Source organism: Marinobacterium sp. xm-a-127 (assembly GCF_013283425.1).
Taxonomy (GTDB): domain Bacteria; phylum Pseudomonadota; class Gammaproteobacteria; order Pseudomonadales; family Balneatricaceae; genus Marinobacterium_E.
On the sequence record NZ_WBYH01000001.1, the window covers coordinates 570,170 to 587,433 of the forward strand.

A 17,264-nucleotide genomic window follows, 5' to 3' on the forward strand; every position below is an offset into this window, starting at 1 on the left:
GCCTTTAGTCAGCGATCCAACGCTGTAGATGGATGTTTCAGGTCGCGCCCTACGGGGCTTACAGTCAAATCCATCCTCTGCGTTCTGTTTTCTCGACTTAGCCCGCTAGGCCTTCAAAAACACGCCTGGATGACAAATTTGACTGTAAGCCTGAGATGTCATGGACTTATTCGTAGGTTCCCTAGCGTTGGTTGAAACGGGCTTCAGAAAGGTTCGCTTCAAAAGAGGCGATCGCTTCATCCGGTTTGGTTATGGTCAGTTGAATTTGAATGGGGAGTTTTGGGCTTAAGCGCTCAGCGTTGATGCCAAGTTCTAAATACTCATTTGGATCAAATGTGCGGCGGCTGATCAATTTGCCTTGTAGATCTTTTAGAGAGAGTTCAACCGCCGGATAGGGCTGGTAGAGGGTAGATTGGTTGTTGATTCTCAGTGTCACTTCAAGTGCATTGGAGTAACGAGGGTGTTCCCTCACTAGGGTCTGTTCAATCGCCAGTAGAGCCAGCCCCTCTTTAGCACTTAAATCACAATTTATCTGACTGCACGCAATAATGTAGAAGGGTCGTAAGCTGGGGTGTGCATTTAGCCTAGCTCGTTCAAACCAGAGGTACTGTAAGGCGCCGAGTACTGTGCATAAAAGAAGAATTAGAATCATTGATGCCGTTTTGAAAGGCGACTCTGGTTGAGAATTAAATCGCTCAAGTACGATTGGCTCAGCATCTAGCTGAGCGAATTGTGCTCCGGTGGATGTCTGTTGAGGCTGTTCAGTTGCTGTAGCGGGTGTTCGATCAGCACGCCCATTTTCGGCATCAAAAATAGAGAGGCAGTTGCCGCAGCGAACGCGACCATTAGCCAGGCGCAGTTGACCATCAGTCACTCTGAACTTGGCTTGGCACTCTGGACACTCTGTTACAAACATCTATCCCTTCTCAACCTTAACGTTTGCGACCCGTTAAACGAACCCACTCCTCTTTGGTTGATGGGGGTTCCATATCAAACCACTCGGAGTAGGTACTAATCAATTCATCCGCTTGTTCTATCAGAAGCCCCGATAGAATTAACTGACCACCTGATTTAACCAATTCGGCTAGTGTAGGAGCAAGCTCTTTCAGTGGTCCGGCGAGTATGTTGGCAATGACTAGATCGACCGGTTCTGAATCAAAGCTCTCTGGGAAGAATACCGGTAAACGTTCTTTATCTAGACCGTTTCTAACAAGATTGTCTTGAGTGGCGGTTAATGCTTGCGGATCAATATCGACGCCTGACACTGCGCTTGCACCCAAAAGAATGGCAGCAATGCCCAAAATGCCACTCCCGCAGCCATAATCGATAACCGATCTGTTCTGTAGTGGCTCACTGGCGAGCCACTCTAGGCAGAGTGCAGTGGTTGGATGAGTTCCTGTGCCAAAGGCTAGTCCAGGATCGAGCATCAGATTGACTGCATTCGCATCAGGTACTTCAATCCAGCTTGGGCAGACCCAAAAATGGCTACCGAACTGCATCGGGTGATAGTGAGTCATCCACTCTCGTTCCCAATCTTTGTCCTCAAGAATTTCTGCCTTGAACTCTATTGTATCGCCACCCTCAACGGAGAGTTTTTGCTCGTTTAGAAAGGCAAGTGTCGACTCTAAATCATGCTCTGCTGCAAACAGACCGGTGATTACGGTTGTACCCCAGAGCGGAGTAGTCCCTAATTCAGGCTCGAAAATAGGTTGATCTTTTGCGTCCTCAAAGGTCACGGCAGCACAGCCCGCTTCAAGAAGTAGATCTTCATAAAACTCTGCAATATCAGGATTTGTAACAACTTTTATCTGTAGCCAAGGCATTCTTTTTAGCTCGTAATTTAAAGACAACAAAGCCCGCAACAGTGCGGGCTTTGATTAGGACGTAAGTTAACTTATAGGCCTAATTTCTTTTCTAAGTAGTGAATGTTAACACCACCCACTTCGAAATGGGTATCACGCATGATTTCATGGTGAAGTGGAATGTTGGTACGAATACCATCAATGACCATCTCATCCAGAGCATTGCGCATGCGCTGCATTGCCACTTCACGATCTTCACCATAAGAGATCAATTTAGCGATCAATGAGTCGTAGTGAGGTGGTACTGTGTAGCCCGCATAGAGGTGCGAATCAACACGGATGCCGTTACCACCTGGCGCATGGAAACCATTAACTTTACCCGGTGAAGGCATAAAGGTTTTAGGATCTTCTGCGTTGATACGACATTCGAAAGAGTGGCCACGTAACACGACATCTTCCTGTTTGATCGATAGTTTTTCGCCAGAAGCGATACGCAACTGCTCTTTTACAATGTCGACACCGGTAACCATCTCGGTCACAGGGTGTTCAACCTGAACACGAGTGTTCATTTCGATGAAGTAGAAACCACCATCTTCGTACAGGAATTCAAAGGTGCCTGCACCGCGATAGCCGATCTCAATACAAGCATCGACACATGACTGCAGTACTTTTGCGCGTGACTCGGGGTCTAGGTGAGGTGCTGGTGCCTCCTCAACCACCTTCTGATGGCGGCGCTGTAATGAACAGTCGCGATCGTAAAGGTGAATCGCATTCCCTTGCCCGTCGGCTAATACTTGGATCTCTACGTGGCGTGGGTTCTCAAGGAACTTCTCCATGTAGACAGTATCATCACCAAAGGCCGCCTTTGCTTCAGACTTGGTCACTTGCACGGCGTTAACTAGGTGAGCTTCAGTATGAACAACACGCATACCACGACCACCACCACCGGCAGCGGCTTTGATGATTACAGGGTAGCCAATACGTTTTGCAATTTTATAAAGCGTATCGTTGTCGTTCTCTGGCAGTGGTCCGTCTGAACCAGGTACTGTTGGAACACCCGCTTTCTTCATCGCTTCAATGGCTGACACCTTGTCACCCATTAATCGTATGGTTTCAGCTTTAGGGCCGATAAATGTAAAACCTGACTGCTCTACCTGCTCAGCAAAGCCTGCGTTTTCAGCGAGGAAGCCATAGCCAGGGTGGATAGCCACTGAATCAGTGACTTCTGCCGCTGCAATTAGGGAAGGGATGTTTAGGTAACTTTGAGCAGATTGAGCTGGGCCGATACAGACCGCTTCATCAGCAAGACGGACGTGCATCAAATCACGATCAGCCTGTGAATGAACAGCGACGGTTTTAATGCCTAACTCTTTACAAGCTCGCATGATACGTAGCGCAATTTCGCCACGGTTTGCGATCAGAACTTTATCCAACATGATGGAATATTCCTCTGTTGATTAGAGTTTAGGCAATGACAACGAGTGGTTGATCAAATTCAACCGGCTGACCATCTTCAACAAGGATGGCTTCAATCACGCCACTCTTGTCTGCTTCGATCTGGTTCATCATCTTCATCGCTTCAACGATACAGATGACGTCACCCGCTTTAACCGTTTTGCCCACTTCGATGAATGCCGGAGCACTTGGCGCTGGTGAACGGTAGAAAGTACCCACCATTGGTGAGTTAACAGTATGGCCCGCTGGCGCTGCAGGTGCGGCTTCTGCTGCAGCAGGTGCAGTGGCTGGAGCAGCAGCGGGTGCTGCTGCGGCAACGACAGTTGCAGGTGCTGCTACTGGAGCTGCAACGATAGATCCACCACGGCTAATGCGAACAGACTCCTCGCCCTCTTTGATCTCGATTTCATTGATGTTTGACTCTTCGAGAAGTTCGATCAGTTTTTTAACTTTACGAATATCCATGATGTGCTCCTGTAGCGCAGTTTAGTAATAAATTGTTGGGATATGGCTGTTAATTGCATCGAATAGGCAGATATCTATTAACAGAACCCTATAAGGTTAAGTTTGCATGAGACTAAAGGTGGTTGTCCAGCTGAAAGTTGCGAAAATGGTGTGAATTTCGGCAAATTTAACGCTATCTACACGTTAATTGTCTATTATTTGTGCAAAATAGCTTTTGATATTAAAACGAGGTTGTTTTAAGCAACTTATCGATGGATTGACCCAAGGGGCTGTACAGGTCATAGTGCAGTGCAGCATTTGTATTTTTGTGATGCTTATTTACGCAAAAGGTAGTGTATGAAAGGTCTATTTAGAACACTGTTGGATCTCCTAGATCGTCTTCGGGAAAGGTTCGGAGTAAAGCGCTTTTATCTGTTACTGGCGCCTCTGGCAGCCTACTCATTGGTGGTGGTTGTATTGGGCTTTCTCTGGAGCTGGACTCCAGCCCAATTTGATGTGAAGCAGTTGACTGAAGCTAGCGCTGCCGAGCGAAATGAGACGGTGGTGGTCGGCAGTTACACAACCGCTACACTGATCGAACTGACAGAGTCGCTTCTTAACAAGCCAAGTGGCTACCTCTCCAATGATCGTTTTCCGCCGGGTGTTCTTATGGATAACCTGCCCAATTGGGAATTTGGTGTACTTGTACAGATTCGTGACCTGAGTCGAGCAATGCGCAAGACTTTCAGTCGTTCTCAGTCGCAGTCGACTGAACAGAAGGATCTAGCCTCTGCGGAACCCAAATTACACTTTGATAATAACTCTTGGTTGATACCGTCAAGTGAGAGTGAGTATCGAGATGCGTTAATTTCGTTAAGAGCCTATCAAAGCAAACTCTCTAGTCAGGATGAATCACAGGCACAGTTCTATGCTCGTGCCGACAACCTTCAAGATTGGTTGGGCGACGTATCAACTCGTTTAGGTAGTATTTCACAGCGCTTAAGTGCCAGCGTTGGGCAGCGCCGTATTAATACCGATCTTGCCGGCAGCCAGGGGGGCGCCCAAGCAACGGCTCAGCCCTCAGAGTTAGATATACAAACGCCTTGGAGTGAGATTGATGATGTCTTCTATGAAGCGCGTGGAACTGCCTGGGCACTGATTCATATTTTACGTGCTATCGAGCTAGATTTTGCACAGAGTCTTGAGAAGAAGAGTGCGGTCACCTCGTTGAAGCAGATTGTTCGTGAACTAGAGGCCACACAGGGCACCATCTGGAGTCCCATTATTCTTAACGGCACCGAATTTGGATTTTTAGCCAACCACTCTTTGGTGATGGCTTCATACATCTCCCGTGCTAATGCAGCCATTATTGATTTGAGAGACCTTCTCTCCCAGGGGTAATTTATGCGTCGAGTTATATTTAACCAGAAAGGTGGCGTTGGTAAGTCGAGTATCGCGGTCAATTTGGCGGCTATCAGTGCAGCTCGTGGGCTTAAAACGCTAGTGATCGATTTGGATCCGCAATGTAACTCAACACACTATCTGTTGGGTGATGAATCCGATGCGCCAGAGCTCGATGTACAGAGTTTCTTTGAGTCGGTATTGAGCTTTCAGCTGAACAAAGTGGCCGAACAAGATTACTGTTTTGCGACTCCGTTCGAACAACTCGACATTATTCCCTGTAACCCGAATTTAGGTGATTTGCAGTCGAAGTTAGAGTCAAAACATAAGATCTATAAGCTTAGAGATCTGTGTGACGCTCTGGATGAACATTACGATGCGATTTACATCGATACGCCGCCAGCGTTTAACTTCTTTTCGCTCTCCGCACTTTGTGCCGCTGAGCGTTGTTTGATCCCCTTTGACTGTGATGAGTTTGCACGCCAAGCTCTTTACAGCTTACTGCATAACATCAACGAAACGTGTGAAGATCATAATGAGCAGTTGGTGTTAGAAGGAATTGTGGTGAATCAGTTTCAGCCACGAGCGTCGCTGCCTAAGCAGATTATTGAATCGCTCGTGGAGCAAGATCTGCCGGTGCTAAACGCTAAGTTGCCTGCGTCAGTGAAAATGAAAGAGAGTCATATGCTGGCTAAACCACTGGTTCACATGGCAGCCAAACATAAATTGACTGAGGCATTTAACCTACTGTTTGATGAGATCAATCAGTAGATTATTAAAGACCTCTGACTGCAAAGATACCAGGTGCGTTGCGCCAGTAGCCTTTGTAATCAAGTCCAAAGCCAAAAATGTAGCGATCCGGTATGGTTAGACCGGTGAAGTCTGCTTTCATCCCAGGCACGGCTTTGCGATCGTGTATTTTGTCGATCAGTACGACCGATGCCACGCTTTTAGCTCCACCCTCTTTGAGGTGATTCATCACTTCGTGAAGTGTGTGTCCCTCATCTAGGATGTCGTCGACCACTAACACATCGCGTCCCTGATAATCGATCATCGGTGGAACCTTCCACTCTAGTTCGTGGCCAGAGGTCGTGTTGCGGTAGCGAGTCGCATGTAGGTAGCCCGCTTCGAGAGGGAACTCTAAGCGAGTCAGTAGCTGACCGCAGATAACAAGACCGCCGTTCATTATCGTGAAGATGACAGGATCGCGATCAGCATATTCGCCGGTGATCTCATCAGCAATCTTGTCGATCGCTTGGTTGACTTCAGAGTTTGAAAAGAGCAAGTCTGATTCAATGTAAACTTGCTTGATTTCGTTAATATCGGGGCGGCTCATGTTAGCTCCAGAGCGGTTAAACTTGACTGAATCGACAAGTTTAACCTGTTACATACAAAAAAGCCCGACCCGCAGAGCGGATCGGGCTTTTTAATTATCTAATTACTTAGCTGCTTCGTAAGCTTCAGCTGATTTGATGATCGCGTCGCGAGCTGCAGCAGCGTCAGACCAACCTTCAACTTTAACCCACTTGCCTTTTTCAAGCTTCTTGTAGTTCTCGAAGAAGTGAGAGATTTGATCTTTCAAAAGTGGCGACAGGTCATCAACGTCATGGATGTCGTTGTAAGCCTGGCTTAGTTTCTCGTGAGGAACAGCAACCAGTTTCGCATCTTCACCCGCTTCGTCGGTCATGTTTAGAATGCCGACTGGACGACAGCGAATAACAGAACCTGTCATGACTGGATGTGGAGTCAGTACAAGTACATCCAGAGGGTCACCATCGTCAGCTAGTGTGTTGTTTACGTAGCCGTAGTTCGCTGGGTAGAACATTGGCGCAGCCATGAAGCGGTCAACAAAGATAGAGTCAGAGTCTTTATCGATCTCGTATTTTACAGGCGAGCTCTCAGCTGGGATCTCGATGATAACGTAGATGTCGTTTGGCAGGTCTTTACCCGCTGGTACTTTTTCAAAGCTCATGTTGTTTCCCTATGAACGTTTCATTAATTTCTGCGGCGCATTATAGGCACCTTGGTAATATAACTAAATGCTACTAAGCGCTATTTTTCACTTTTCTTACGGTGGTAGGCTTTCAACATCTCTACCTCCTGTTTTGAACCTAGCGCGACTGAAACACGTTGGTGAATGTGCTCTGGGCTAAGATCCATAATCTCTTCGTAACAGGTCGAAGCGACGCCACCAGCCTGCTCGATAAGGAAACTCATTGGGTTGCCTTCGTACATCAGGCGTAGTTTGCCCGGTTTGCTCGGATCGCGTGAGTCCCATGGGTAGGTGAAGATGCCCCCACGGGTCAGTAGGCGATGCACTTCGGCCACCATAGAGGCCACCCAGCGCATGTTGTAGTTCTTCTCGCGAGGACCCTCTTCGCCAAGCAGTAGATCATCGATGTACTCTTGCATCTGAGGTTCCCAGTGACGCTTATTCGACATGTTGATCGAAAATTCGCTGGTCTCTTCAGGAATTTTGACCGACTCCTCTGTCAGGATAAAGTCACCGGTATGAGCCAGCGTGAACATGTTAACACCGCTACCAGTGGTTAGGGCTAATACTGCAGAAGGCCCATAAAGCACGTATCCTGCCGCCACTTGCTTACGTCCTGGCTGGAGGAACTCATTGGTGTCCTGTTTAGCCCAAGGTTTTGGGGCTTCGATGATTGAGAAGATCGTGCCAACCGAGACGTTGATGTCGATGTTTGATGAGCCATCCAGCGGGTCAAAAGTCACAAGGTAGCGACCATCACGAGATCCCCAAACTGGCTCCTCTTCCTCTTCTGAGGCAACGCCACGAACAAGTCGATTATCCAGAAGGACTTTTTTAATGATGTCGTTAGAAACGATATCGAGTTTCTTTTGGGTCTCGCCCTGTACGTTAGTCAGAGTGCTGGTGCCCAAAACGCCGGCCAGAGCGCCTTCGCGAAGCTGCAATGCAACCTCTTTACAGGCGATCATTAAGACTTCGATCACCTCTACAAGGTCTGCATCGGTTTTGTTGTGCTTTAGGAAGGAGCTCAGTAACTGCATTAGAGAATCTCTTAGTCGTGTGAAATATGATGAAAATTATAGGCAAGTTGGTACGCTATTGCATGTGCGAAATGGGTTTTTCGGTTAATTAAAGCCCATCTTTATAATTTTTTGTGGGATACCACCGGTTTGCATCTTCATTTTCTTGGTATTTGTGGCACCTTTATGGGCTCTTTAGCGATTTTGGCCAAAGAGCTAGGTTATCGTGTCAGCGGTTCGGATCAGAACGTCTATCCGCCAATGAGTACGCAACTTGAAACCTTAGGCATTGAGATTATTCAAGGCTACGATCCCACTCAATTGGACTCCAATCCCGATCTAGTGATAGTCGGTAACGCGATGTCGCGCGGCAATCCTTGTGTTGAGGCGGTGCTTGAGAGAGGGATTCACCACACATCGGGACCACAGTGGTTACATGATCACTTGCTCAAGGATCGTTGGGTATTGGCTGTTTCAGGTACTCACGGTAAAACCACCACAGCGACCATGTTGGCATGGATTCTGGAGTACGCTGGGTTGAAGCCTGGTTTTTTGATTGGTGGCGTTCCGCTCGATTTTGACTGCTCAGCTCGTTTGGGAGAGACCGACTTTTTTGTTATCGAGGCAGATGAGTACGATACCGCTTTTTTTGATAAGCGATCTAAATTTGTCCACTACAACCCAAGAACACTGGTGATTAATAACTTAGAGTTTGATCATGCAGATATCTTTGATGATCTTGCAGCGATTCAGAGGCAGTTTCATCACCTCATGCGTTTGGTGCCTGCTACTGGGCGAGTGATCTACCCCTCGGATATTCCGGCAGTCGAGCAGGTGATAGAGCAGGGGTGTTGGAGTGAGTTAGAGTCAACTTCAATGAATCCTGGTCACTCTGGTGCTGCAATCGGTGAGCAAGAGTCTGGTGGTCAGCGTTTTCAAATTTGCGTCAAAGAGACGGCCCCTGTCTGGGTTGATTGGGAATTGACCGGTGAGCACAATCAACGCAATGCACTGCATGCTCTGTTGGCAGCAAGACACGTTGGCATTACCCCCGAAGTGAGTGCGGAGGCATTAAGCCAATTCAAAAGCGTGAAGCGCCGCATGGAGCTGTTAGGTCAGTTCTCAGGGGTCTCTCTGTATGATGATTTTGCTCACCATCCGACGGCTATTGCGACGACCTTGCAAGGTATGAGAGCGAAAGTGCACGATGAGAAGTTGATTGCCATCATCGAGCCAAGGTCTAATACCATGAAACAAGGCGTATTTAAGAGCCAGTTAGCTGAATCCGCCGCGCAAGCTGATACTGTTTTTTGGTATCAACCGGATTCTCAGGGGTGGTCTTTAGAGAATCAGATTGCTGGCTTTGACGGGCAGGCTGTATTTAATAGCATTGATCTTCTGCTTGAGTCTCTCGAATCAGAGCTACAACACAACAGTCATATCGTAGTGATGTCGAACGGTGGATTCGAAGGCATTCACGAGCGAATTAAACAACTCCTTATTTCGACGACACATTGAGGTGAACCGTGGCAGATTTTGACTCAAGAGTAACCCTAGCCATTACCGGAGCTTCGGGGGTTCAGTACGCACTGCGTTTGATGCACTGCTTGGTTCAGCAGAACGTTCAACTCTTTGTGATGGTCTCCAAAGCGGCTCAAGTTGTTGTCGCGGCTGAAACAGAGCACAGCTTGCCAGGGACTCCTGATGCTCAGCAGCAGTTTTTTACTGATTTCACGGGTGCTAAAGCGGAGCAGATTAAAGTCTTTGGTAAAGAGCAGTGGTTTGCTCCTGTCGCTTCAGGCTCAGGCGCTCCCAGTCAGATGGTGGTCTGTCCCTGTTCAACAGGAACACTGTCAGCCATTGCGACTGGGGCCAGTAATAATCTGATTGAGCGTGCTGCGGATGTTGCCCTAAAAGAGCGTCGATCACTTATTTTGGTGCCGCGAGAGGCTCCCTATTCTGAGATACATCTTGAGAATATGTTGAAGTTGACCCGCATGGGGGCGGTCATACTGCCGGCGTCACCAGGTTTCTATCATAAACCCACCACGGTCGAAGATATGATCGATTTTGTGGTCGCAAGGGTGTTGAGTCAGCTCGGTTATGATCAATCGATCATGCCATCCTGGGGCTCAGATTTAATTTAAGAGTAATATTATGACGAAGGTTCTAGCACTAGATACTTCAACTGATGCCTGTTCAGTCGCCTTACTAAACGGCGAACAGCGCATTTGTCGGTTTGAAGTGGTACCCAGAGGGCATACCCAACTGCTGTTGCCGATGGTTGAAAGTGTTCTTGAAGAGGCCAAGCTATCGGTAAAAGAGCTTGATGCGATCGCTTTTGGGCGCGGGCCAGGGTCATTTGCCGGCATTCGTATAGCAACAGGAGCAACACAGGGGCTAGCAGTCGCCTTTGATACTCCTGTGATCCCCCTATCGACCCTTGAGACCTTGGCTTATCAGGCGCTTGCATTATGCCCAGAGGCTGGCTTTATTCTATCGACTTTGGATGCCCGAATGGATGAGGTCTATTGGGCAGTCTATAAGGTGGAAAATGGCACAATCTTTGCTTTGACTGAGGAGCAGGTGACGGCACCCTCAGCCGTTGTTCTGCCTGAAAAGGTTTCTCAATGCGTAGCAATTGGCCCAGGCCTTAACTACTTGGATCAGTTGAATTCATTAGTTCAAAACGGTTTGGGTAGGGTGTTGTCTGATCAGTACCCTCAGGCTGAGAGTATGCTCAATATGGCAGTGTCAGCTCTAGAAAGGGGTGATCAAGTGCCGCCTGAAGAGGCTTTACCCGTTTATGTTCGAGAGGGCACTTGGAAAAAAAGGAGTGAGCAGTGACGCTCAGTGATTGGATACATACTCTGATATTGGCCCTGATACAGGGGTTAACTGAATTCCTACCGATCTCAAGTTCTGCACATTTGATTCTACCCTCCCAGCTGTTTGGTTGGAGTGATCAGGGATTAGCATTTGATGTTGGTGTTCATGTTGGCACGCTGACGGCTGTCATCATCTATTTTCGGCGCGAAGTGGTGTCGATTGTGGCAGCGTCAACATTAACTCTGGCTGGTAGAACCTCGGATGATGGGAAACTTGGTTGGTTTGTAGCATTTGCGACGATCCCAGCTGTCATAGCAGGCCTGCTGTTGGGCGACTGGATTGATACCTATGGTCGATCCATTTTGGTTATTGCTGGCACCACCATTCTATTTGGCCTTGCACTCGGTTGGGCAGACGCTACCAATAAGGCGACGCGTATTATGAAAGAGCTCGGCTTTAAGGATGCTATTGTGATTGGTGTAGCTCAGGCCATCGCTCTCATTCCTGGAACCTCTCGATCGGGTATCACCATTACAGCAGCGCTTATGTTGGGATTTGACCGTCAAAGTGCCGCCCGTTTCTCATTCTTGCTCTCAATCCCAGTTATTCTGGGGGCAGGGTTATTGAAGGGTAAAGAGCTTATCGATATCGGCGCAGACGCGCATTGGCAGATGATTGGTGTTGGTGCACTCGTAGCGGCCCTCAGCGCTTGGGCGTGTATTCATCTGTTTCTGAAGCTGCTTGATCAAATCGGCATGCGTCCTTTTGTAATCTATCGTTTGATTCTAGGTGTTACTTTGATCGCAGTTTGGGCTTTGACTCGCTGATGATTGGTCTTTCCGTTGAGTCTCATGAACTGCTTCCGGAAGCCGAAAAGCTTAGCAATGGCTTAAATCTTCCCTTGGTAAAAAGTGGTCAATCAGGTTCTGAGTTCGACTATCTACTTCAGGTGGGATTTGATGGTCTGTCGCTGGTCCAGCTTGGCCCTAAAGCGCCCGGTCCTATTCGAGTAGACTTTGAATCGGGTGCGGTGGCTCATCGTCGTCGTTTTGGTGGCGGTAAAGGGCAACAGATTGCTAAGGCTTGTGGCGTATCCTCTGCATTTACCCCTTACATAGCCGATCTGACCGCTGGGCTGGGTCGTGATAGTTTTGTGCTGGCGACCTTAGGTTGTCGTGTGGATATGGTGGAGCGGGTGCCAGTAGTTCATGCGTTGTTGAGAGATGGGTTGCACAGAGCTCAGTTCTCATCCGATCCAGAGTTGCAGGAGATTCTGGCCAGACTCTCATTAAGTCACCTCCAAGCGGTTGAGTTCCTTCAAACGACCTCTAATCAGTACGACGTGATCTATCTCGATCCGATGTTCCCTCACACGGATAAGTCGGCTCAGGTGAAAAAAGAGATGCTAGCCTTTCGCTCGCTTGTGGGTGCCGATCAGGACAGTGCAGAGTTGCTAGACGCCGCTTTGCAACATGACCCAGCAAGGGTTGTTGTGAAGCGACCAAGAAAGGCGCCTATTATTGAAGGACCGAAGCCTAGCTATGCATTAGAGGGTAAGTCTGGGCGTTTTGATATCTATGCGAGACGCAAGTTAGGCAGTTAGTTTGTTAACCGCTAAATGAGTCGATTAATAGTGTGGTGGTGGCACATCCGCCGCTGGTGAAAAGCCACTATTATCAGCGTTCTTAACACGGTCGTTCAGAATCATAATCATGCGTCGCAGTTCATCCAGCTCTTTCGCTTGGCGAATGGTGATTTCACTCAGTTGATCGATCGCTTCCTCTTGAAACGCTATTCGACTCTCCAGATCATCTAAACGACTGTTCGATTCACTCATAATTTCGTGTTCTTCTTACTCTTTGGGTTAATTTATCCGCCGTAAACCCCTAAGTTGTTGAAAAAATATAACTAATACGTTATATCTCACTTTCTGTGCGGGTTTTTTAATGTCGTACAGATTAATTTGTTTGTTCCAAAAAATACAAAGAAATATTTCCAATGGGTGGTTAATCAGTGATTAAAAATATCATTATCAGCGTAATTGCAGCCTGTGTTATCGCAGCTGCTGGTCACTTCTTTAAAGCGGAATCGCACTACTTACCAGTGCTTGCCGTTTCGTTTGTGGCTGTTTTCATCAGTACTCTTGTGGCTAGCTCTGGCTCCGCATCAGCATCTCAATCTTCACGTCGTGTAAACGGTGCGGATGAAGAGGATGACATCGATGATGGTCGTGAAGTCGGTACTGTTAAGTGGTTCAATGTTTCTAAAGGTTTCGGTTTTATTACTCGTGCCAATGGAGATGATGTTTTCGTTCATTTCCGTAACATTCGTGGCCGTGGACACCGTTCATTAAACGAAGGCCAACGTGTTCGTTTTAATGTGCACGACAGCGATAAAGGTCTTCAGGCTGAGGATGTCTCTATCATCCGTGAGTAATGAATAAGATGTCTCACACAAGGGTAGCTCAAGCTACCCTTTTTTATGTCCAGGACGGACGGTATACAGCGATTCCATGGATGGAAATGAGCTGTGAATGTCCAGGACGGACGGTATACAGCGATTCCATGGATGGAAATGAGCTGTGAATGTCCAGGACGGTATGCGTATTCATTTTCTACTCAGTTAAGTGGGTTAGAATAAATTTTATGAAAATCTACCCTCTACTCTTTTTGTTTCTCAGCTCTTTGGCGTCGGCAGACACTCAATGTATACAGAATTATTTTGCATCCAGAGTCGGCGAGACTCTTGAGTATCGTGTTGAAATTGATGGTATTCGGGCGAAAGGGGCCCGAGCGCTCTCTCAATCAGATTCAGGTCAGTTCAGATTGCTTCAGTCTGTCTCTGTTCTGCTGGCTTCGCTAGAAGAGGAGAGCCATTTTATTGTTGATGAGCAAGGCATCGTTCCGATTAATTACCGCTTTGAACAGCAGGGGCTTGGGGCACGTAAAACGACCATTCAGTTCAATGGCACAACGGCTGAAGTGAATAGAAAAGGTAAGGCGTCTCAGTTGGAGCTTCCGCAGGGTTTTCAGGATCCTTTGACCTTCATCCTTCAGCTTCAAGCAGCGACTAGTTGCGGTGAATCTATTGAAACGCTGAAGATACCTCTTGTGAAGTCGAAAGGGGTTTCGGAGGTTGTTTTTGTTAAAGGTGAGGACTCTTTAATTAAGAGCCGTGATAAGGATTTGGTTCTGGAAACTTGGCAAAGGGTCGATGGTGATAAAATTGAAAAGGTCGGCTTAATTCCTGAATTAAATAACCTTCTGTACTCATTTGAGCAACGAGAAGGAGAGAAGATCAATCGCCTTCAGTTGATTGATCTTCCTTAGTCTCTGCTGATTTTTGTGCTGCCTGCTGCTTTTGCCATGCGGCTCTATCTGCATAGTAGATATCCCAAACGCAGGGTTCACAACCACTTTCGCAGCAGTCGTAATCCCCTGGTGGAATCGGTTCCTGAAGAGAATCTATTGAGCTCATCAGCCAATAATCTTCCCAGGGTTAAGAATCCCTTTAGGATCCAGAGCGGCTTTAATACTGCGCATGACGGCGAGTTCAGCTTCACTTCGGCTTAGCTGGATATAGGGCTTTTTACTCAGTCCAATGCCGTGTTCTGCCGAAACAGAGCCTTTGTATTTCTCTAGGATCTTATAGACTACCGTGTCGATCGCTTTTTTATCGCTGACCGGACCTACACAGAAGTGAATGTTGCCATCGCCAAGGTGCCCAAAGGTCAGGCAGGTCGATTCAGGGAACTGTTCTGACAGTGCCTCTTTGACTTCGTTTGTGTAGGCTTCCATATGACGCAACGGTAGGCTGATATCGTAAGGAATCAGAGGACTGAAGGCTTGAACCATCGCCTCAATGTCATCTCGAACTGCCCAGAGTGCCGCTGACTGCTGCTGACTTTCGGCAATCACAGCATCGACAATGACCTCTTGTTCTAGAAGTTCGCCAAGCACCTCAATGAACTGCTCTTTTCCGCGAGTGTCATCGACACACTCTGACTCTACTAGGATGTAGTAGGGTAGGGAGTCATCAATAAACTTTTGATGATTACCGGTTTCGTTAACCATAAAGCTATAGAAACTGTTCCACATCGCTTCAAATGCCGAGAGCTTACCTTCGAGTTTCTGTTTCAGCGTGTTAAGCAGTAAGAGTGCGTTATCAAAACTCTCGACGCCGACCAGTGCGGTTTGACGTGCTGGCGCTGAAGGCCAAAGTCTCAAAACGGCGCGTGTGATAATACCTAGAGTTCCTTCTGAGCCGACAAACAGCTGTTTTAGGTCGTATCCGGTATTATCTTTCAGTGTCTCTTTAAGATTGGTTAGGACGGTGCCATCGGCTAGCACCACCTCTAGACCGAGAACTTGATCACGTGCCATACCGTAGCGAATAACCTTATTGCCACCGGCGTTGGCTGCAAGCATTCCTGCAACCTGTGCTGAACCCCGAGCACCCCAATCTACTGCAAAAAGGAGGTCGTGCTCGGCTGCTGCATTTTGAAGATCCTCAACAACCACACCGGCTTGAACGAGCACAGTGGCACCTTGGGTATCTAACTGCTCAATGGAACGCATGCGCTCAAGGCTTAGAACAAAATCCCCTTCAGTCGCTTTGGTCGCGTCCGCTAAGCCGGTCATGCCGGCTTGTGGAATGATGGTCTGATTTGCCTCGTGACACAGGGCGAGCACTTTTGAGACCTCTTCCGTCGACGCGGGTCGAATCACCGCTTTCGCCGGACAGCTGCCTTTACTCCAACTCTCATTAGGTCGTTGAGCAACACGCTCGTCGGTGATGAGACCTTTATCACCTACAATGGCGTGGATTGCATTCAGTAGTTCAGACATAGTGTTTACCTGTTAGTCGCAAAGAGCATCCAGTTTAGATTTAAGTATGCCGGTGACCGCACCTGGGTTGGCTTTGCCGCCGGATGCTTTCATGACCTGGCCCATAAAGAAACCAAGCATTTTGCCCCGTTTCTCTGGTTCAGCAGCTTTATACTGTTCAACCTGTGCTGTTGCATTGGCAATGACCTCGTCGATCATGGTCTCTATTGCACCGGTGTCGGTGACTTGCTTCAACCCTTTGGCTTCAATCACTTCGTCAGCTGTACCGCCTTCGTTCCATTGGATTTCAAAGACTTTCTTAGCAATGTTGCCAGAGATGGTGTTGTCCTTGATGCGAACTAGAAGACCGCCTAACTGCTCTGCGCTAACGGGGCTGTTATCAATGCTCAGATCGGCTGCGTTTAAGTTTTTGGCCAACTCTCCCATCACCCAGTTGGCAGCCAGTTTGGCATCACCACAACACTCAACCACTGACTCAAAGTAGTCCGCTTGGTTGCGATAAGCTGACAGAACACCAGCGTCGTATTCAGATAGAGCCAGTTCACTGATGAAACGCTCTTTTCGTGCGTCCGGCAGTTCTGGAAGCGTTAGACGAATGGCTTCTACATAGGCATCATCGACCACGACAGGAAGTAGATCTGGGCAAGGGAAGTAACGGTAGTCGTTAGCATCCTCTTTCGAGCGCATGCTTCGAGTCTCGTTTTTGTCTGGATCGTAAAGACGAGTCTCTTGTACTACTGTGCCGCCATCTTCTATTAGGTCGATTTGACGCTCTACCTCGGTGTCGATTGCACGCTCAATGAAGCGGAACGAGTTGATGTTCTTCAGCTCGGTGCGAGTACCTAGGGTGTCACTGCCTTTAGGGCGAATGGAGACGTTACAGTCACAACGCATTGAGCCCTCGGCCATGTTACCGTCACAGATGCCCAGATTAGTTACTATCGCATGGATCTTTCGAGCGTAAGCAGCGGCCTCTTTAGAGGTGCGCATATCGGGTTCAGAGACAATTTCGACTAGAGGTGTACCGGCTCGGTTAAGGTCGATACCGGATTGGCCGTGAAAATCTTCGTGTAAGGATTTTCCGGCATCTTCCTCTAGGTGAGCGTGATGAATACGAACACGACGTTCGCCATCTTCCGTTTCAATATCGACGTAACCTTCGCCAACAATAGGTGCTTCTAGTTGGGTTGTCTGGTAACCCTTGGGAAGATCTGGATAGAAGTAATTTTTGCGCTCAAAAACGGCACGTTTACCGATTTCGGCATTAATCGCTAAGCCAAACATGATGGCCATTTTCTGTGCGCCATCGTTGAATACCGGCAGTGTGCCCGGCAATGCCAGATCAACGGCGCACGCTTGTGTATTGGGTTCGGCACCGAAGGCAGTGCTAGCACCTGAAAATATTTTCGTATTGGTCGCGAGCTGAACGTGGATCTCTAGACCGATAACTGTTTCCCATTCCATATCGATCTCC

20 protein-coding genes are annotated in these 17,264 nt (G+C 47.9%); 9 read left to right on the forward strand and 11 right to left on the reverse strand.

Annotation, left to right across the window (positions count from 1 at the left end; all coding sequences use genetic code 11):
* Positions 1–181: 181 nt before the first annotated feature.
* The 4 genes from XMA127_RS02715 to accB all read right to left on the reverse strand — a co-directional run bounded on the left by XMA127_RS02715 (position 182) and on the right by accB (position 3,722).
* A complete protein-coding gene (locus tag XMA127_RS02715) occupies positions 182–916 on the reverse strand; it encodes a DUF3426 domain-containing protein (RefSeq protein ID WP_173480756.1) in 735 nt (244 codons plus the stop codon).
* Positions 917–932: 16 nt separating this feature from the next.
* On the reverse strand, positions 933–1,823 hold the full coding sequence (prmA, locus tag XMA127_RS02720; protein ID WP_173483332.1) for a 50S ribosomal protein L11 methyltransferase: 891 nt from the start codon (positions 1,821–1,823) through the stop codon (positions 933–935).
* Between the two features lie 71 nt (positions 1,824–1,894).
* Entirely contained in the window at positions 1,895–3,238 is a 1,344-nt protein-coding gene (gene accC, locus XMA127_RS02725) for an acetyl-CoA carboxylase biotin carboxylase subunit (RefSeq protein ID WP_173483331.1), read from the reverse strand.
* A gap of 28 nt (positions 3,239–3,266) precedes the next feature.
* Entirely contained in the window at positions 3,267–3,722 is a 456-nt protein-coding gene (gene accB, locus XMA127_RS02730) for an acetyl-CoA carboxylase biotin carboxyl carrier protein (RefSeq protein ID WP_173480485.1), read from the reverse strand.
* A gap of 336 nt (positions 3,723–4,058) precedes the next feature.
* Here accB and XMA127_RS02735 point away from each other — a divergent pair, with 336 nt between their 5' ends.
* Together XMA127_RS02735 and XMA127_RS02740 are read left to right on the forward strand one after the other, a co-directional pair.
* The gene (locus XMA127_RS02735) at positions 4,059–5,102 is read left to right on the forward strand and encodes a DUF2333 family protein (protein ID WP_173495206.1); all 1,044 of its coding nucleotides are present in this window, start codon (positions 4,059–4,061) and stop codon (positions 5,100–5,102) included.
* 3 nt (positions 5,103–5,105) lie between these two features.
* Positions 5,106–5,873 (forward strand): ParA family protein, encoded by a 768-nt coding sequence (locus XMA127_RS02740; RefSeq protein WP_173495207.1) that lies wholly within the window; start codon positions 5,106–5,108, stop codon positions 5,871–5,873.
* A 4-nt stretch (positions 5,874–5,877) separates the two neighbouring features.
* On the opposite strand, the gene XMA127_RS02745 is transcribed toward XMA127_RS02740, so the two are convergent.
* From XMA127_RS02745 to XMA127_RS02755, 3 genes are all read right to left on the reverse strand, one after another.
* Entirely contained in the window at positions 5,878–6,438 is a 561-nt protein-coding gene (locus tag XMA127_RS02745) for a hypoxanthine-guanine phosphoribosyltransferase (protein ID WP_173495208.1), read from the reverse strand.
* Positions 6,439–6,540: 102 nt separating this feature from the next.
* Complete coding sequence (ppa, locus tag XMA127_RS02750; protein WP_173480489.1) at positions 6,541–7,074, reverse strand: inorganic diphosphatase; 534 nt, start codon at positions 7,072–7,074, stop codon at positions 6,541–6,543.
* Between the two features lie 80 nt (positions 7,075–7,154).
* Positions 7,155–8,135 carry a class 1 fructose-bisphosphatase gene (locus XMA127_RS02755; protein ID WP_173495209.1) on the reverse strand — a complete coding sequence of 327 codons (981 nt, stop codon included), beginning with the start codon at positions 8,133–8,135 and terminating at the stop codon, positions 7,155–7,157.
* Positions 8,136–8,264: 129 nt separating this feature from the next.
* Between XMA127_RS02755 and mpl the strand changes: the two genes are divergently transcribed.
* The 5 genes from mpl to XMA127_RS02780 are packed head-to-tail and all read left to right on the forward strand — an operon-like array spanning position 8,265 to position 12,546.
* On the forward strand, positions 8,265–9,632 hold the full coding sequence (gene mpl, locus XMA127_RS02760) for a UDP-N-acetylmuramate:L-alanyl-gamma-D-glutamyl-meso-diaminopimelate ligase (protein WP_173480491.1): 1,368 nt from the start codon (positions 8,265–8,267) through the stop codon (positions 9,630–9,632).
* 8 nt (positions 9,633–9,640) lie between these two features.
* Positions 9,641–10,261, forward strand: coding sequence for a flavin prenyltransferase UbiX (locus tag XMA127_RS02765; RefSeq protein ID WP_173480492.1), 621 nt, complete (start codon positions 9,641–9,643; stop codon positions 10,259–10,261).
* A gap of 10 nt (positions 10,262–10,271) precedes the next feature.
* The gene (gene tsaB / locus XMA127_RS02770; RefSeq protein WP_173480493.1) at positions 10,272–10,961 is read left to right on the forward strand and encodes a tRNA (adenosine(37)-N6)-threonylcarbamoyltransferase complex dimerization subunit type 1 TsaB; all 690 of its coding nucleotides are present in this window, start codon (positions 10,272–10,274) and stop codon (positions 10,959–10,961) included.
* Positions 10,958–11,770, forward strand: coding sequence for an undecaprenyl-diphosphate phosphatase (locus tag XMA127_RS02775; RefSeq protein WP_173480494.1), 813 nt, complete (start codon positions 10,958–10,960; stop codon positions 11,768–11,770). Before tsaB ends, XMA127_RS02775 begins: the two co-directional genes overlap by 4 nt.
* Entirely contained in the window at positions 11,770–12,546 is a 777-nt protein-coding gene (locus XMA127_RS02780; RefSeq protein WP_173480495.1) for a class I SAM-dependent methyltransferase, read from the forward strand. Before XMA127_RS02775 ends, XMA127_RS02780 begins: the two co-directional genes overlap by 1 nt.
* A 24-nt stretch (positions 12,547–12,570) precedes the next feature.
* Here the strand turns inward: XMA127_RS02780 and XMA127_RS02785 are convergent, their stop codons facing one another.
* Positions 12,571–12,780 carry a SlyX family protein gene (locus tag XMA127_RS02785; RefSeq protein ID WP_173480496.1) on the reverse strand — a complete coding sequence of 70 codons (210 nt, stop codon included), beginning with the start codon at positions 12,778–12,780 and terminating at the stop codon, positions 12,571–12,573.
* Positions 12,781–12,956: 176 nt separating this feature from the next.
* Here XMA127_RS02785 and XMA127_RS11990 point away from each other — a divergent pair, with 176 nt between their 5' ends.
* Positions 12,957–13,379: a cold-shock protein gene (locus tag XMA127_RS11990; protein ID WP_371731415.1), complete on the forward strand. Its 423-nt coding sequence runs from the start codon at positions 12,957–12,959 to the stop codon at positions 13,377–13,379.
* 209 nt (positions 13,380–13,588) lie between these two features.
* On the forward strand, positions 13,589–14,272 hold the full coding sequence (locus tag XMA127_RS02795; RefSeq protein ID WP_173498892.1) for a DUF3108 domain-containing protein: 684 nt from the start codon (positions 13,589–13,591) through the stop codon (positions 14,270–14,272).
* Here XMA127_RS02795 and XMA127_RS02800 read toward each other — a convergent pair.
* The 3 genes from XMA127_RS02800 to gatB are packed head-to-tail and all read right to left on the reverse strand — an operon-like array spanning position 14,241 to position 17,254.
* Positions 14,241–14,420, reverse strand: coding sequence for an oxidoreductase-like domain-containing protein (locus XMA127_RS02800; RefSeq protein ID WP_173480498.1), 180 nt, complete (start codon positions 14,418–14,420; stop codon positions 14,241–14,243). The two genes, XMA127_RS02795 and XMA127_RS02800, sit on opposite strands and share 32 nt — an antisense overlap.
* Positions 14,420–15,790: an FAD-binding oxidoreductase gene (locus XMA127_RS02805; RefSeq protein WP_173480499.1), complete on the reverse strand. Its 1,371-nt coding sequence runs from the start codon at positions 15,788–15,790 to the stop codon at positions 14,420–14,422. Before XMA127_RS02805 ends, XMA127_RS02800 begins: the two co-directional genes overlap by 1 nt.
* A gap of 12 nt (positions 15,791–15,802) precedes the next feature.
* Positions 15,803–17,254, reverse strand: coding sequence for an Asp-tRNA(Asn)/Glu-tRNA(Gln) amidotransferase subunit GatB (gene gatB / locus XMA127_RS02810; RefSeq protein ID WP_173483327.1), 1,452 nt, complete (start codon positions 17,252–17,254; stop codon positions 15,803–15,805).
* Between the last annotated feature and the right edge of the window lie 10 nt (positions 17,255–17,264).

Coding starts and splice junctions, on each gene's coding strand:
- accC (WP_173483331.1), bottom strand. CDS start 3,238: ATGTTGGATAAAGTTCTGATCGCAAACCGTGGCGAAATTGCGCTACGT.
- accB (WP_173480485.1), bottom strand. CDS start 3,722: ATGGATATTCGTAAAGTTAAAAAACTGATCGAACTTCTCGAAGAGTCA.
- tsaB (WP_173480493.1), top strand. CDS start 10,272: ATGACGAAGGTTCTAGCACTAGATACTTCAACTGATGCCTGTTCAGTC.
- XMA127_RS02735 (WP_173495206.1), top strand. CDS start 4,059: ATGAAAGGTCTATTTAGAACACTGTTGGATCTCCTAGATCGTCTTCGG.
- XMA127_RS02740 (WP_173495207.1), top strand. CDS start 5,106: ATGCGTCGAGTTATATTTAACCAGAAAGGTGGCGTTGGTAAGTCGAGT.
- XMA127_RS02785 (WP_173480496.1), bottom strand. CDS start 12,780: ATGAGTGAATCGAACAGTCGTTTAGATGATCTGGAGAGTCGAATAGCG.
- XMA127_RS02800 (WP_173480498.1), bottom strand. CDS start 14,420: ATGAGCTCAATAGATTCTCTTCAGGAACCGATTCCACCAGGGGATTAC.
- ppa (WP_173480489.1), bottom strand. CDS start 7,074: ATGAGCTTTGAAAAAGTACCAGCGGGTAAAGACCTGCCAAACGACATC.
- XMA127_RS02795 (WP_173498892.1), top strand. CDS start 13,589: ATGAAAATCTACCCTCTACTCTTTTTGTTTCTCAGCTCTTTGGCGTCG.
- XMA127_RS02715 (WP_173480756.1), bottom strand. CDS start 916: ATGTTTGTAACAGAGTGTCCAGAGTGCCAAGCCAAGTTCAGAGTGACT.
- XMA127_RS02805 (WP_173480499.1), bottom strand. CDS start 15,790: ATGTCTGAACTACTGAATGCAATCCACGCCATTGTAGGTGATAAAGGT.
- XMA127_RS02745 (WP_173495208.1), bottom strand. CDS start 6,438: ATGAGCCGCCCCGATATTAACGAAATCAAGCAAGTTTACATTGAATCA.
- gatB (WP_173483327.1), bottom strand. CDS start 17,254: ATGGAATGGGAAACAGTTATCGGTCTAGAGATCCACGTTCAGCTCGCG.
- XMA127_RS02780 (WP_173480495.1), top strand. CDS start 11,770: ATGATTGGTCTTTCCGTTGAGTCTCATGAACTGCTTCCGGAAGCCGAA.
- XMA127_RS02755 (WP_173495209.1), bottom strand. CDS start 8,135: ATGCAGTTACTGAGCTCCTTCCTAAAGCACAACAAAACCGATGCAGAC.
- prmA (WP_173483332.1), bottom strand. CDS start 1,823: ATGCCTTGGCTACAGATAAAAGTTGTTACAAATCCTGATATTGCAGAG.